This is a genomic window from Bacillus sp. 1NLA3E (assembly GCF_000242895.2).
In the GTDB taxonomy this organism is placed as follows: Bacteria; Bacillota; Bacilli; order Bacillales; family Cytobacillaceae; genus Bacillus_BU.
Genome location: NC_021171.1, coordinates 1,439,336 through 1,454,607, shown reverse-complemented (window position 1 = coordinate 1,454,607; position 15,272 = coordinate 1,439,336). Strand labels below are relative to the sequence as shown.

Sequence of the window (15,272 nt, the reverse complement as noted above, 5' to 3'; positions counted from 1 at the left end):
AAGGAGGGACAAGGTAGAACGTAGGAATTTTGAAGATTTTTAAGTAATAAAAAAGCCAGGGATTACACCCTGACTTTTTTTATGAGTGCTTGTTTAGTTTTGGGCTTGTTCTTTTTGTTCACGCTGTTCTTTTAATACTGCCTTGCGGGATAAGTTCACGCGACCTTGTTTATCAACTTCGGTTACTTTTACAAGGATTTCATCTCCAAGGGCAAGAATATCTTCGACTTTTCCAACTCGCTCTTCAGCTAGTTCAGAAATGTGAACGAGTCCATCTTTACCTGCAAAGATTTCTACAAATGCACCGAATTTTTCAATCCGTTTCACTTTTCCTAAGTACATTTGGCCGATTTCAACTTCACGTACGATATCTTCGATGATCTTTTTAGCCTTTTGGTTCATTTCATCATTAATTGAAGAAATGAAGACTGTTCCATCTTGCTCGATATCGATTTTAACGCCTGTCTCTTCAATAATTTTATTGATTTGTTTTCCGCTTGGTCCGATTACATCGCGGATTTTATCAGGATTAATGTTCATCGTCAAAATCTTTGGCGCATATTTAGAAAGCTCAGTTTTAGGCTGTGCGAGCGTGTTTAACATTGATTCTAAAATGTGCATACGCCCTTTTTTAGCCTGTTGAAGAGCTTCTTGTAAAATTTCACGGGATAAACCATCGATTTTAATATCCATTTGTAATGCTGTAACACCTTGAGAGGTACCAGCCACTTTAAAGTCCATATCACCTAAATGATCTTCCATACCTTGAATATCAGTAAGGATTGTATAATGTTCACCAGATTTTACTAGACCCATGGCAATTCCTGCTACTGGAGCTTTAATTGGTACACCAGCATCCATCATCGCCATTGTACTTGCACAAATACTAGCTTGTGAAGTAGAACCATTTGATTCTAAGACTTCTGATACAAGACGTATTGTGTAAGGGAAATCTTTTTCAGAAGGAAGGACTGGCTCAAGTGCACGCTCACCTAATGCTCCGTGACCAATTTCACGTCGACCTGGGCCACGCGATGGTCCTGTTTCACCTACACTAAAGTTAGGGAAATTATAATGATGCATAAAGCGTTTCTCTTCTTCGATACCAAGGCCATCTAGGATTTGAACATCGCCCATTGCTCCTAGAGTACAAATGCTTAGAGCTTGAGTTTGTCCACGTGTAAATAGGCCTGAACCGTGAGTACGTGGTAATACGCCAACCTCTGATGAAAGAGGACGAATCTCATCTATTTTACGACCATCAGGACGGATCTTTTCAACCGTGATTAGACGGCGAACTTCTCCTTTAACAATCTTATCTAGGATTTGTTTCACTTGTTTAAGATCGTTTGCATCGGCTTCTTCCGCTTCGTACTTAGCCATTACTTTTTCCTTAACAGCTTTTATAGCATCTTCACGTTCATGCTTTTCTTGTACTTGAATGGCAGCCACCATTTCTTCTTCACAGAACTCACGAATTTCAGCTTCAAGTTCCTTATCTAGCTCAAATAATGCTATTTCTCTTTTCGGTTTACCAATTTGAGCAACAATTTCTTCTTGGAAAGCGATTAATCGTTTAATCTCTTCATGTCCGAACATAATGGCTTCAAGCATTACTTCTTCAGGAACCTGATCAGCACGAGCCTCTACCATGTTAATTGCATATTTTGTTCCTGCAACTGTTAGGTTTATGTCACTCTTTTCAGCTTGATCCACTGTTGGATTAATAACAAATTTACCATCGATACGACCTACCACTGCACCAGCAATCGGTCCTTCAAATGGAATGTCAGAAACACATAGTGCTAAGGAAGAACCAAACATTGCTGCCATTTCAGACGAACAATCTTGATCAACACTCATGATTATACTGACGACTTGAACATCATTCCGGAAACCATCTGCAAATAATGGACGGATTGGACGGTCAATTAAGCGGCTTGCCAATATGGCTTTTTCACTTGGTCGACCTTCTCTTTTAATAAATCCTCCAGGGATTTTTCCTACCGCATATAAGCGTTCTTCATAATTTACTGTTAATGGGAAGAAATCTAAGGCTTTTGGCTCCTTAGATGCTGTTGCTGTACTTAGTACCACTGTTTCTCCATAACGGACTAATGCAGCTCCACTTGCTTGTTTCGCTAATTGACCAATTTCAACTGTTAAGGTTCGTCCTGCCCAGTCAATGGAATAGACTTTTTTTTCCTGATCCATTCTTTTTACCCCTCTCTACCCGTATCACCCTCACTCAAGGGTGATCAGGACCTATCCTTACTTTTATCAAAAACCTAAGCCAAATTCGCTAAGGTGTTCAGCTCCATTTTTCACAAAACTTAATATAGGTTTATGTTAACCGAAGCTCTTGCCTCGGAGGAATCAGAAAGCCAAAGAGTGACTCTCCGCTTTTCTTATTATTATGACCATTAATACCGTTCCTTAAAATAGCCGTAAAATTATGTAGGATTTACAGGTATTTCTATATGTACAAATATTTATGATAACCCTTAATTAATTAAATGGGAATATAATAAAAAAGCGGGAAAAATCCCGCTTCTGCTGACTATCTACGTAAACCAAGTTGGTTGATTAACACACGGTAACGTTGAACGTCTTTGTTTCTTAGGTATGTTAGTAGATTACGACGCTTACCTACCATTTTCAAAAGACCGCGACGTGAGTGGTGATCTTTCTTGTGCATACGTAAATGACCGTTCAAATTGTTAATCTGTTCTGTAAGGACAGCGATTTGAACCTCTGGAGAACCAGTATCAGATTCATGTGTTTTGAACTCATTAATAAGTTCGTTTTTGCGCTCTTGCGTGATTGCCATCCTGTTCACCTCCTATTTTATAATCCCCTGTTACTGAGCAAGCGTCGGTGATTCGACTTGCCAAGCAAAGGTTCGTCATACGTTTATTAGAATACAACTTAATTAGACAAAAAGCAAGTTAAAAATTAGAAAAGCGGAAGCGCCCGGTTAGCGCACGACAGGACTGGAGCACACCGACTGAGATAAAGGAAACACGAAGAGCGCAAGCGATTCGATGTTGACTTATCGTAGGGAGGTGGGTGAAGTCCACTAGTCGCTGGGAGCTGGAGCTAGACACTTATCCAAGTTGCTCAAAGTATATAACCGCATTTTGTTTATCTTTTTCAATTTGGTTCACAAGTTGCTCAATCCCGTCAAACTTTCTCTCTGATCGCAGGCGGCGGTGCCATTCAACCGTTACAGCCTGCCCATATATATCTTCTGAGAAATCAAAAATATTAGCTTCGATGGTCTGCTTGTTTTTATCGTCATTAAAGGTTGGCTTAAAACCGCGATTACATACCCCTTTAAACCACGTTTGTCCCACTTTTATCCGGACTGCATACACACCGGTGGGTGGAAAAAGATAATCCTCCGTCATGTCGACATTTGCCGTGGGAAACCCAATTGTACGGCCCCTTTTGTCCCCATGAACGACAACTCCAGAAGTCGAATAGAAGCCTCCTAACAACGAAGGCAAAATCTCCATGTTACCCTGCTTAATCTCTGCACGAATAAATGTTGAACTTACTTTTTCTTCACCAAGGAGATATTTTGGAACAGTCGTATATTCAAACAGATCTCTAGAATGGAATGGTAATGTTTCCATATTTCCTTTTCCCATTCTACCGTATGTAAAATCAAAACCGGCTACGATATGTTTGACGTTTAAATCGATTATATATTGATCAATAAATTCTTGAGGCAATAGATTGGCAAATTCATGGGTAAAATGAACAATAAATAGGTAATCAATACCTAAATTTGAAATTAAATTGATTTTAGCAGATAAGGGAGTGATATATTCAGCGTGCTGAATACTTTTTCCTAATACGACAGATGGATGCGGATCAAATGTCATGACTGCGCTTTTCCACCCATTACTTTCTGCAATTGATTTAGCCTTGTTTATGACTTGCTGATGACCTAAATGGACTCCATCAAAATAGCCCAGAGCCATCGCCAGTTCTGGATAATCAGCTTGTTCATATTGATGAGGATGATTAATCTTTATTACTTCCACGCTACTACTCACCTTTTCTTAACTTATACCTGTTTTCCTTTAAGCATCATTCCGCAGTACTTTTTCAGGCTTCATTAAATCGGGCTTAAGTGGATGGGCTCGGTAAAGCGCTAAGGCTAACCCCTCCGCTGTTTCAATTACAACTGATCCTGTAAAATTCTGCAAATGTGCTGGTATGGGCAAAACAGCTCCATTTTTTACTCTCTCTGCTAATTTATCATTTATTACTAGTTTCGGCAAATACGAAAGCGCTTCTTCGATTGGTCTTAACACATCCGAAAAAGTCCCATTCTCCACCATTTCTTCCACTTGGGCGAGCGTAACACATTCCTCGAGCCCGAATGATGCCGCTTGAGTTCTTGTTAGCATTGACATGTGAGCAGGAAAACCCAATTGTTCACCCATCATGACTGCCAGTGTGCGAATATAAGTTCCTTTGCTACAAGAAACCCGGAAGCGAAATTGAATCGATTCCCCAGCAAAGATTTCTCTGTCATCTAATAGTTCCAAAGAATAGATTGTCACGGTCCTCGATGGGCGTTCTACCTCGATGCCTTGTCTTGCGTACTCGTACAGCCGTTTCCCGTTTACCTTCACTGCTGAATACATCGGAGGGGTTTGGGTGATAGGACCAGTCAAAGAATGGAGCATCGCTAATATTTCTTGACGTGTAAACGATTTGTCTACCGCCTTTTCGGCGATGATCTCCCCTGTTGCATCTTCCGTGGTCGTGGCACTACCTATTGTCACTTGACCCTCATAGGCCTTTCCGGCATTGGTGATATACTCCGCGACTTTTGTTGCTCTGCCAATGCAAATTGGCAAAACACCATCTACCTCTGGATCAAGGGTACCTGTATGTCCAATCCTTTTGATTCTAAGGATTTTGCGAAGTTTAAAGACACAATCATGTGATGTCATTCCTTTTGGTTTAAAAAGCGGTAAAATCCCTTCCACTTCTTCCACCTCCATTTAAAATTTCGTTAAAAAAGGGCTGACTCGAATCGAAGTCAGCCTCTTTCTATTTTTTATTGGAGAGCAAGGAATTATGTTATTCCCCGTCGGTTTGTTTTGTTTTATCATCTTCATGAATTTCGTGTAATAGAGTTTCAATTCGATTACCGTAATCAATCGATTCATCAAATTCAAAAATGATTTCTGGAGTTTTGCGAAGACGAATACGCTGACCAATTTCGGTCCGAATAAATCCTTTTGCTTTTGCAAGGCCTTTTAACGTATTCTCTCTTTGCTTTTCATCTCCTAAAACGGAAATAAACACTTTTGCTTGCTGAAGATCACCAGATACCTCGACATCTGTTACGGTTACAAAACCGATTCTTGGGTCTTTTATTTTCCGACTAATAATTTCGCCAAGTTCTTTTTTCATTTGTTCTCCAACGCGATTTGCTCTAAGGCTCATTAAATTACACCCTCTTTACTAAAGCCACTCAATGTCGGTAATTGTTCGTTCAATTTCTGGAAACGAATCAATTAGCTTTAATGCATTTTGCAGTTCTCTGTCTACTGCCATTTTTGCAGATGCCACGGCAACAATCGCAAATTTCGTTCGTTGCCAAGCATCTTGAAAATCCACTTCAGCAACAGATACATTGTATCGCTGTTTTAGTCTTGTAAGAATTTTTTGTAACACAGCCCGTTTTTCCTTTAATGAATGACCATCATACAGGATACATTCACAGGTGGCGAGGCCAACTATCATTAACGTTCCACTTCTTCCATAATATATGCTTCAATAATGTCTTCTTCTTTAACATCATTGAAGTTTTTAATGGTAATTCCACATTCGTAACCTTGATTTACTTCTTTTACATCGTCTTTAAATCGTTTTAAATCATCAATTTGTCCTTCAAAAACAACAACACCGTTCCGAATAATGCGGATACCACTGTCTCTGGTAATTTTACCATCCGTAACATATGAACCGGCGATGGTACCAATTTTCGAAACTTTAAAGGTTTGACGAACTTCAGCTTGACCAATAATTTTTTCTTTGTATTCTGGGTCAAGCATACCCTTCATCGCTGCTTCGATTTCTTCGATTACTTTATAGATAATTCTGTGAGTACGAACATCAACATTTTCAGCGTCAGCAGCACGTTTTGCATTTACATCTGGACGAACGTTAAACCCGATCACGATTGCATTTGAAGCCGCAGCAAGGGCAATATCTGATTCATTAATGGCACCAGCTGCTGAGTGAATAATTTTAATATTTACACCCTCAACATCAATTTTTTTCAAAGAGGCACCTAATGCTTCAGCTGAACCTTGAACGTCCGCCTTAATGACCACGTTCAATTCCTTCATTTCACCTTGTTTCATTTGTTCAAACAAGTTTTCAAGACTTACGCGGGATTTTTCACCACGAGAAGCTTGTAATGCAAGGGAAGCTCGAGATTCACCAATTTGGCGTGCAGTCTTTTCTTCCTCAAAAACAACAAAACGATCTCCGGCTTGTGGTACATCACTTAACCCAGTAATTTCAACTGGTGTTGATGGACCAGCTTCCTTAACTCGGCGACCAAGGTCATTGACCATAGCACGAACTCGTCCAAATGTGTTTCCAACAACGATTGGATCTCCAATTCTTAAAGTTCCATTTTGAACTAAAAGAGTTGCGACAGATCCACGGCCCTTGTCTAATCGAGCTTCAATAACAGTTCCGATTGCTTTACGGTTTGGATTTGCTTTGTACTCTTCTACTTCACCTACTAATAAAATCATTTCAAGTAGGTTATCAATTCCTTCGCCATTTTTAGCAGAAAGCTGAACAAAAATGGTCTCTCCGCCCCAAGCTTCAGATACAAGACCGTGTTCGGTTAATTCTTGCATTACTTTTTCAGGATTTGCACCTGGTTTATCCATTTTGTTAACTGCTACAATAATTGGAACTTCAGCCGCTTTAGCATGGTTGATTGCTTCAACTGTTTGTGGCATAACCCCATCATCAGCAGCGACAACGAGAATGGTTATATCAGTAATTTTTGCACCACGAGCACGCATTGTTGTGAAGGCAGCATGTCCAGGAGTATCAAGGAAAGTGATTTTTTTGCCGTTCTCCACTACTTGATATGCTCCGATATGCTGTGTGATACCCCCTGCTTCGCCTTCTGTAACCTTGGTGTGGCGAATAGAGTCTAACAAAGTCGTTTTACCGTGGTCAACGTGACCCATGATTGTAACAACTGATGGTCTCTCCACTAAGTCACTAGCTTCATCCTCGGTGAAATATACCTCTAAATCAGTTGTATCGATTCTAATTTCTTCTTCAACCTCAACACCATACTCACCAGCTATTAACTCAATCGAATCTTTATCGAGGTCAGAGTTAATCGTAGTCATTATTCCTAACATAAAGAGCTTTTTGATGATTTCAGAGGGCTCGCGATGGAGTTTTTTTCCAAGTTCTGCGACAGTTAAAGACTCATAAAAGGTAATCTTTGCTGGAAGCTCTTTTTCCTTTTTCGGTTGTGGAGGAGCTTGGAAGGATTGTTGTCTACCCTTATTTTGAAAATTTGATTTCCCTTTATTTGACTTGTTTTTCGCTTGGAAACCTTGTGTTTTTGCATCGCGAATTTTCGGTGCGGTAACAACCTTCACCTTTGCTGGCGTAGAGGTTTTATCGTCATCTTCAAAAGCGCTAGCCTTTGATTTTGAAACAACCTGAGGTGTTGGTTTAGCAGTCTGTTGACCAGTTGCTTGTTGTTTGCTAGCTGGTTGTTTCCCTTGTTGTGGTGATTGTTGTTCTTTCTCAGTCTTTTGCGGTTGGCTCGGTTTATTGGTATTATAAATCGTCTCTAGTTTAATAATAGTATCATCCTCTATTGTTGCCATATGGTTTGTTACCTCAATATTCATGTCTTTTAGTTTAGCGATTACGTCCTTGCTGGACACGTTATGCTTTTTTGCATATTCATAAACGCGAATTTTACTCATTCTTTCACCCCCGCTAAAATTAATCGAGCAACGTCAGCAGTTTTTTTGCAAATCCATCGTCTAAAATAGCTACCACTACGCGGGCCTCTTTACCTATCGCCGACCCCAGCAATTCCCGGTTATCAACTATTTTCAAGGGTACGTGATAGTATTTACATTTATCGGTGATTTTCTTGGTTGTATTAGCGGATGAATCCGCCGATAACAAGACGAGTTTTGCTTTACCACTCCGAATTTCTCTTACGGATAACTCTTCACCCGAAATAATTTTCCGTGCTCGATTTGCTAAGCCAAGTAATGACATCCATGGAGCTCTGTTCATTAGGATAGTCGTTTCTCCTTCTCAATGAGTTCTAACAACTCATCATATAAAGATTCATCTATTGAAACTTGTAAATGATTCGCTAAAGTATTCTTTTTCTTGGCTAAAAGGACCACTTCTTTGTCTTTAGAAAGATACGCACCACGCCCAGATTTTTTACCGGATGGGTCAATGGAAACTACTCCTTCTTTAGAGCGAACGATGCGAACGAGATCTTTTTTCGGTTTCATCTCACCGGTTGCAATGCATTTTCGCATCGGAACTTTTTTAGGTTTGTTCACGATCATTCACCTCGTTTTTATTCTAAATCATCTTCAAAATCAAAATCAGAATCGTCATCCTCAACAAAAGTTAAGAGAGCTTCTTCTCGTGGAAAAATCCCCTTTTCTCTTGCTTCTGTTTCTGATTTTATGTCAATCTTCCAGCCAGTTAATTTTGCGGCAAGTCTAGCATTTTGTCCTCTCTTACCAATAGCTAAAGATAGTTGGTAATCTGGAACTACGACGGTTGTCGCTTTAGCTGCTTCATTAACCATAACATCAAGAACCTTTGAAGGACTAAGTGCATTTGCAACAAAAACAACAGGATCATTTGACCATTTTACAATGTCAATTTTTTCCCCTTTTAATTCGTTTACAATTGCTTGAACTCGAGTTCCCTTTTGTCCAACACAAGAACCGACAGGATCGACCTCTTCATTATCTGAGTGAACGGAAATTTTGGAACGATCTCCCGCTTCACGCGCAACAGATTTGATCTCAACCGTACCATCATAAATTTCTGGTACTTCAATTTCAAATAGTCTTTTTAATAAACCAGGATGAGTGCGGGATACAAAAATCTGTGGTCCCTTAGTTGTTTTTTCAACTTTGGTAATAAAGACTTTGATTCGATCATGTGGTTTATAGCGTTCGTTCGGCATTTGTTCGTTGGCAGGTAAAATAGCTTCAATTTTACCAAGACTGACATAAATAAATTTAGAATCTAGGCGCTGGACAATACCAGTCATGATATCTTCCTCGCGGTCAATAAACTCCGCATAAATAATGCCTCTTTCAGCTTCACGAACACGCTGTGTAACGACCTGTTTTGCTGTTTGGGCAGCAATACGTCCAAAATCCTTCGGTGTTACTTCGAGTTCCACAACATCTTCTACTTGGTAGTTAGGATTAATCTTTCTTGCATCATCTACCGAGATTTCTAATCGTGGATCAAATACTTGTTCAACCACTTCTTTTCTAGCAAATACTCGCATCGAGCCCTTATCGAGATTTAAATCGATCCGTACATTTTGTGCTTGATTAAAGTTGCGGCGATAAGCAGATACAAGGGCTGCCTCGATTGCATCAATCAGAACATCCCGAGAAATGCCTTTCTCTTTCTCAAGCAACATAAGAGCATCTAATAATTCACTGCTCATTTGAGCGTATCCCCCTTTAATCTAAAAAAAAGATCTTATATTTTTATGTCCTTAGACCTTTATAAGGCAAAATTCATCCATTTTTGCCTACTATTAATCGCATTGCTTTTATGAGAATGTAATAGCCAAACGAGCATTTGCTATTTTTTCATACGGAATCACAATACTTTTCTTTCTTGTTTTAATCTTCATTTCTACCATAACAGTTTCACCGTCAAATTGGGTCAAAATCCCTTCAAAGGACTTTTCACCATCAATGGGTTCATACGTTTTAATAAATACGTTTTTGCCGATCGCCTTTTCAAAATCTTTATCTTTTTTAAGGGGGCGTTCAGCACCAGGAGACGATACTTCCAAGAAATAATTATGTGGAATTGGATCAACTTCATCGAGCTTTTCGCTTAATTTTTCACTGACAATCCCGCAATCTTCTATATCTACTCCGGCTTCTTTATCAATATAAACCCGAAGAAAATAGTCTCTACCTTCTTTTACGAACTCAATATCCACCAATTCTAATCCACTTTCATCTAATATTGGTGTCACCATGCTTTCTACTACTTCGGTCACTTTGCTCATATGATCCCTCCTTATCCATGGTTCCTTTTCCCTTATAAAAATACGAAATTTCAAGATATTTCCACAAAAAAACATGTAAACAAGACGAAAGAGCGGGTTGCCCCACTCTTGTTTGCGAGAGTATATCTTAAGTATTTCCAATAAAACTATACCATATCCAAATATTTTATGCAAATGGAAAGATTGCTAAATCAGCATTTGTCAAGTTATTTCAACTGATTACTCAGCACAACTTCTAAAATAACGACAATTGGTTTTGATCAGGTAAGTCCTCAAGACATCCATGATTTTCAAGAAATTCGATAATTGTTTTTGAAACTTTACCGCGTTGTTGTAAATCTTCTTTTGATAGGAACTCTCCTTCACCGCGTGCTTTTACAATGTTAAACGCTGCATTTGTGCCAAGTCCCGGAATGGCATTGAATGGTGGAATCAACACATTTCCATCAATAATAAAGTCACTGGCGCTTGAACGATATAAATCAACCTTTCCAAATGAAAAGCCTCTCTCACACATTTCAAGGGCGAGCTCCATCACCGTTAGGAGATTTTTCTCTTTCGTTGAAGCCTCTAGTCCTTTACTATTAATTTCTTCAATCTTAGCTCGAATCGATTGCGAGCCTCGAACCATTGCGTCAACATCAAAATCCTCGGCACGAACCGTGAAATACGCTGCATAATACAAAAGCGGATGGTGGACCTTGAAGAAAGCAATCCGAACTGCCATTAACACATAGGCAGCAGCATGCGCTTTTGGGAACATATATTTTATTTTTTTACAGGAATCTATATACCATTCAGGTACTTTGTTTTTTCGCATTTCTTCTTCCATTTCGTCCGATAGGCCTTTACCTTTACGAACGGACTCCATGATTTTAAAGGCAAATGAGGGTTCTAAGCCTTGATAGATTAAATAAACCATTATATCATCCCGACAGCCGATTACTTCGCTTAAGTTACAAGTTCCATCCTGGATTAGTAATTGAGCATTGCCGAGCCAAACATCGGTTCCATGGGACAAACCAGAAATTTGAACTAACTCCGAAAATGTAGTTGGTTTTGTTTCTTCTAACATCTGCCGGACAAATCGGGTTCCAAATTCCGGGATTCCAAGTGTTCCAGTTTTACACATAATTTGTTCCTCAGTTACTCCCAGCGATTCCGTCCCACTAAAAATCTTCATGACTTCTGGGTCATCGGTAGGAATCGTCTTCGGATCCATTCCACTTAAATCTTGTAACATCCGAATAACGGTTGGATCGTCGTGACCCAGGATATCTAACTTCAGGACGTTATCATGAATGGAATGGAAATCAAAGTGCGTTGTTTTCCATTCTGACGAACTATCATCCGCGGGATATTGTATCGGTGTGAAATCATATATATCCATATAATCTGGAACAACGATGATTCCGCCTGGATGCTGACCGGTTGTCCTTTTGACACCTGTGCAACCCGAGACAAGGCGGTCAACTTCAGCACCCCGTAGTTGTAGGTTGTTGTCATTTTGATAGCCTCTTACATATCCATAGGCTGTCTTTTCAGCCACCGTACCAATTGTACCGGCTTTGAATACATTGTCCTCACCAAACAACACTTTTGTATAGTTATGGGCACGACCTTGATAGTCTCCAGAGAAATTCAAATCGATATCGGGAACTTTATCTCCTTTAAAGCCAAGAAAGGTTTCAAACGGAATATCGTGACCATCCTTTTTATATTTCGCCCCACATTCAGGACAATCTTTATCAGGTAGGTCAAATCCGGAACCAACAGAACCATCATTAAAAAACTCAGAAGTTTTACATGCCGGACAAATATAGTGTGGCGGGAGAGGATTAACCTCTGTAATCTCCGTCATGGTTGCCACAAGCGATGAGCCGACTGAACCACGGGATCCAACCAGATAGCCGTCATCAAGTGATTTTTTTACAAGCTTGTGGGCAATCAGATAAATAACAGCGAACCCATGTCCAATAATACTTTTTAATTCTTTTTCCAGCCGTGCTTCAACAATTTCCGGTAGCACATCACCATAGATCCTTTTTGCCATTCCATAACTCATCTCACGCATCTCTTCTTCGGCGCCTTCGATTTTTGGCGTGTAAAGATCATCCTTAATCGGTTTGATCACGTCAATCATGTCAGCAACCTTGTTCGTATTCGTCACGACGATTTCTTTTGCCTTTTCCTTCCCTAAAAATGCGAAGGAAGCTAGCATTTCATTTGTTGTCCGAAAATGAACATCGGGGAGCTCGTGACGATTTAGCGGATTTGCGCCTCCCTGTGAATTAATCAGGATTTTTCGGTAAATTTTATCATTTTCATTCAAATAATGAACATTCCCTGTCGCCACAACCGGGATGTTCAAGTCACTCCCTAGTTTGGCGATATTGGAAATAATGTCTTCCAACGACTTTTCATCTCTCACCAGTTCCATTTCCAAAAGGTGTGCATACACTTCCTTTGGTTGAACTTCAAGATAGTCATAAAAACGGGCCAACTCGCTCGCCACTTCAAATCCTTTTTGCATCATTCCCTCAAAAACTTCCCCTTTATCGCAGGCTGACCCGACTAAGATCCCTTCACGATACTTTTGAAGCTGAGATCTAGGAATTCGTGGAACTCTGTAAAAATAGTGAATCTGTGAAATCGAAACAAGCTTAAACAAATTCTTTAGCCCAATTTCATTCTGGACGAGGAGCGAACAATGATATGGACGGGCACGTTGAAAAGCATTACCTTGTCCCATATGATCGTTAAACTGGTCGTGATATTCAATCCCTTTCTCCGTTGCATCCTTAAGCATTTTAAGCAGTAAGTACCCTGTTGCTTCAGCGTCATAAATTGCTCTGTGATGCTGAGTAAGTTCGACTTCAAGCTTTTTCGCTAATGTGTTTAAGCGATGATTCTTCATTCCAGGAAATAAGAACCGTGCTAGCTCAAGTGTATCGATGACTGGATTTGTTGCTTTGCCAAGTCCAATATTTTTGTAGCCCACATTTAAGAATCCCATATCAAATGTCGCATTATGAGCAACTAAGATCCCATCCTCAGCCCAGTCATAAAACCTTTTGATGACTTCTGCCTCTTCAGGTGCAGATTCTACAAGGTCATCGGTGATTCCAGTCAGATTGATTGTCGTTGCCGAGAGTTTATGATGTGGATTTATGAATGATTCAAAGCGATCTATTACCTCACCGCCTCGAATTTTGACAGCGGCTAACTCGATGATTGTATCGTAAACTGAAGATAGGCCAGTTGTTTCCACGTCAAACACAACAAAGGTATCATCAGCCAGCAAACGATGAGCATCATTATAGGCAATAGGTACTCCATCATCAACGAGATTTACCTCGACACCAAATAATATTTTAATATCATTTTTCTTACCAGCACCGAATGCTTCTGGAAAGGATTGAACCACGGCGTGATCGGTAACAGCAATCGCCTTGTGGCCCCATCTTTTTGCTTGAGCAATCAAGGCCCCAACCGGCGTGACCGCATCCATCTGGCTCATCGGCGTGTGAAGGTGAAGTTCAACTCTTTTTTCATCTTCAGGGGCTGTGTCTTTCCGCTCGACTGGCTTTACTTCGTTTAGATCATTACCAATCATGACCAAATCCCGGACAAATGTATCGTTTTGGACACTTCCTCGAACCTTAAGCCACATGCCCTTTTTAACGTGCTGGAATAAAGCAGCATCCTCTTTATCTCTTGAAAACATTTTTACCATAATCGAACTTGTGTAATCGGTGATTTTAAAGGTTAACAAAGTCCGACCACTCCGCAATTCCTTCGTTTCGGCATCGAAAACATACCCTTGGACTGCTACACGGCGTTCCTCTTCATTAATTTCTTCTATTCTACGAAATTCGGAATTATCCTTAATCGTTAAGCCAACTGTCAGCGGACCTTGAGGTGCACCTTCTCCACCTTTTTCCTTATCAGCATCCTTCTTCTGCATTTCAACAAGTGCAAGGAATGCCTTTTCTTGGTCTTCCTTTTCTTTCGCCTTGATAAAGTTTTCTACTTCTTTTGTATCGTGTGATACTTCTATATCCATGGCCAAAAGCGGAAAACCAAAGGATTGATAAATATCAGAAATGACGGTGGCGTGTTTTTTCTTGATACTTTGACCTTCTGGTTCATTGCGAGCGGTAATGATGATTTTATTTCCATTTATTTTCGGAACTTGCTCATGAAGAAGCTTTTGTGTCGGAGGGGACATCCCGTCAATTTCTTGAAGACATAAATTCCAATAATCCTGCGCTGTCTCAGCTTGAAATTGGTGGTCCCGAACTTGTAGTGAAAAGGTAGAAGTCTTCGCAATATATGAAAATGTCCTTTGCAATCTTGCAGCCAATAGACTAAAGATATTTGCAGGTAGTATTTTTTCAATTAAAAAGTGAAAATGATATTTAGTTAATTCCTTATCGACAACTACTTTTTGCAATTGGGCATGTTCAAAATGCTGTACGATTGCATCTTCAGTCATTTGTAGCTGTTGGAGCAAGACTAGGAATTGCTCTTTTTTGCCTTTATCATCGCTCAAAAGTTCTCACTCCCATTTATTAAAAATTTATCTCTTTATAAAATTAGATTTTTTTACTATTAAACTGGCTTTGCTAAACTAGAATGTTGTTGATTTCCGTTCCAGGCGCTTCGCTTTCCGCGGGGCGGGCGGTGAGCCTCCTCGGCGCTTATGCGCCTGTGGGGTCTCACCTGTCCCGCTGCTCCCGCAGGAGTCTCGCGCCTTCCACTCCAATCAACATTTGAGCAACATCAGCAATCAGCTTTAACACAGCCTCACTTTTAAATATAAAATAGAACAAAGGATATTATAACATATCGCTAACTTGATTATCAGATAAAAATCGATAAACAACCTTGTCGTGAAGTGGGGGAGATTGATAAAAAATTGCTTTCGCGGATTGGCCTG

Annotated in this window: 12 protein-coding genes; all 12 read right to left on the bottom strand. The window is 40.0% G+C overall.

Going from position 1 to position 15,272, the window contains the following annotated elements; genetic code table 11:
* Window positions 1-93: 93 nt before the first annotated feature.
* The 12 genes from pnp to B1NLA3E_RS07040 all read right to left on the bottom strand — a co-directional run bounded on the left by pnp (window position 94) and on the right by B1NLA3E_RS07040 (window position 14,885).
* A complete protein-coding gene (pnp, locus tag B1NLA3E_RS07095) occupies window positions 94-2,214 on the bottom strand; it encodes a polyribonucleotide nucleotidyltransferase (RefSeq protein ID WP_015593158.1) in 2,121 nt (706 codons plus the stop codon).
* 346 nt (window positions 2,215-2,560) lie between these two features.
* Window positions 2,561-2,830, bottom strand: a complete 270-nt coding sequence (gene rpsO, locus B1NLA3E_RS07090; protein ID WP_015593157.1) for a 30S ribosomal protein S15 — start codon at window positions 2,828-2,830, stop codon at window positions 2,561-2,563.
* A 277-nt stretch (window positions 2,831-3,107) separates the two neighbouring features.
* Entirely contained in the window at window positions 3,108-4,052 is a 945-nt protein-coding gene (gene ribF, locus B1NLA3E_RS07085; RefSeq protein WP_015593156.1) for a bifunctional riboflavin kinase/FAD synthetase, read from the bottom strand.
* Window positions 4,053-4,091: 39 nt separating this feature from the next.
* Window positions 4,092-5,009, bottom strand: coding sequence for a tRNA pseudouridine(55) synthase TruB (gene truB / locus B1NLA3E_RS07080; protein ID WP_015593155.1), 918 nt, complete (start codon window positions 5,007-5,009; stop codon window positions 4,092-4,094).
* A gap of 94 nt (window positions 5,010-5,103) precedes the next feature.
* Window positions 5,104-5,472, bottom strand: a complete 369-nt coding sequence (rbfA, locus tag B1NLA3E_RS07075; RefSeq protein WP_015593154.1) for a 30S ribosome-binding factor RbfA — start codon at window positions 5,470-5,472, stop codon at window positions 5,104-5,106.
* 18 nt (window positions 5,473-5,490) lie between these two features.
* A complete protein-coding gene (locus tag B1NLA3E_RS07070) occupies window positions 5,491-5,772 on the bottom strand; it encodes a DUF503 domain-containing protein (RefSeq protein ID WP_015593153.1) in 282 nt (93 codons plus the stop codon).
* The gene (gene infB / locus B1NLA3E_RS07065; protein ID WP_015593152.1) at window positions 5,772-8,009 is read right to left on the bottom strand and encodes a translation initiation factor IF-2; all 2,238 of its coding nucleotides are present in this window, start codon (window positions 8,007-8,009) and stop codon (window positions 5,772-5,774) included. Before infB ends, B1NLA3E_RS07070 begins: the two co-directional genes overlap by 1 nt.
* Window positions 8,010-8,028: 19 nt before the next feature.
* On the bottom strand, window positions 8,029-8,331 hold the full coding sequence (locus tag B1NLA3E_RS07060) for a YlxQ family RNA-binding protein (protein ID WP_015593151.1): 303 nt from the start codon (window positions 8,329-8,331) through the stop codon (window positions 8,029-8,031).
* Window positions 8,331-8,612: an RNase P modulator RnpM gene (gene rnpM / locus B1NLA3E_RS07055; protein WP_015593150.1), complete on the bottom strand. Its 282-nt coding sequence runs from the start codon at window positions 8,610-8,612 to the stop codon at window positions 8,331-8,333. The genes B1NLA3E_RS07060 and rnpM overlap by 1 nt, the downstream gene beginning before the upstream one ends.
* A 17-nt stretch (window positions 8,613-8,629) precedes the next feature.
* Complete coding sequence (gene nusA / locus B1NLA3E_RS07050) at window positions 8,630-9,751, bottom strand: transcription termination factor NusA (RefSeq protein WP_015593149.1); 1,122 nt, start codon at window positions 9,749-9,751, stop codon at window positions 8,630-8,632.
* Between the two features lie 108 nt (window positions 9,752-9,859).
* Complete coding sequence (gene rimP, locus B1NLA3E_RS07045) at window positions 9,860-10,330, bottom strand: ribosome maturation factor RimP (protein WP_015593148.1); 471 nt, start codon at window positions 10,328-10,330, stop codon at window positions 9,860-9,862.
* A 235-nt stretch (window positions 10,331-10,565) separates the two neighbouring features.
* Window positions 10,566-14,885, bottom strand: a complete 4,320-nt coding sequence (locus tag B1NLA3E_RS07040) for a PolC-type DNA polymerase III (protein WP_015593147.1) — start codon at window positions 14,883-14,885, stop codon at window positions 10,566-10,568.
* Between the last annotated feature and the right edge of the window lie 387 nt (window positions 14,886-15,272).

Excerpts from the sequence above, each read along its gene's own strand:
- pnp (WP_015593158.1), bottom strand. The coding sequence starts at position 2,214 with ATGGATCAGGAAAAAAAAGTCTATTCCATTGACTGGGCAGGACGAACC.
- B1NLA3E_RS07070 (WP_015593153.1), bottom strand. The coding sequence starts at position 5,772 with ATGATAGTTGGCCTCGCCACCTGTGAATGTATCCTGTATGATGGTCAT.
- nusA (WP_015593149.1), bottom strand. The coding sequence starts at position 9,751 with ATGAGCAGTGAATTATTAGATGCTCTTATGTTGCTTGAGAAAGAGAAA.
- rpsO (WP_015593157.1), bottom strand. The coding sequence starts at position 2,830 with ATGGCAATCACGCAAGAGCGCAAAAACGAACTTATTAATGAGTTCAAA.
- rbfA (WP_015593154.1), bottom strand. The coding sequence starts at position 5,472 with ATGAGCCTTAGAGCAAATCGCGTTGGAGAACAAATGAAAAAAGAACTT.
- rimP (WP_015593148.1), bottom strand. The coding sequence starts at position 10,330 with ATGAGCAAAGTGACCGAAGTAGTAGAAAGCATGGTGACACCAATATTA.
- infB (WP_015593152.1), bottom strand. The coding sequence starts at position 8,009 with ATGAGTAAAATTCGCGTTTATGAATATGCAAAAAAGCATAACGTGTCC.
- B1NLA3E_RS07060 (WP_015593151.1), bottom strand. The coding sequence starts at position 8,331 with ATGAACAGAGCTCCATGGATGTCATTACTTGGCTTAGCAAATCGAGCA.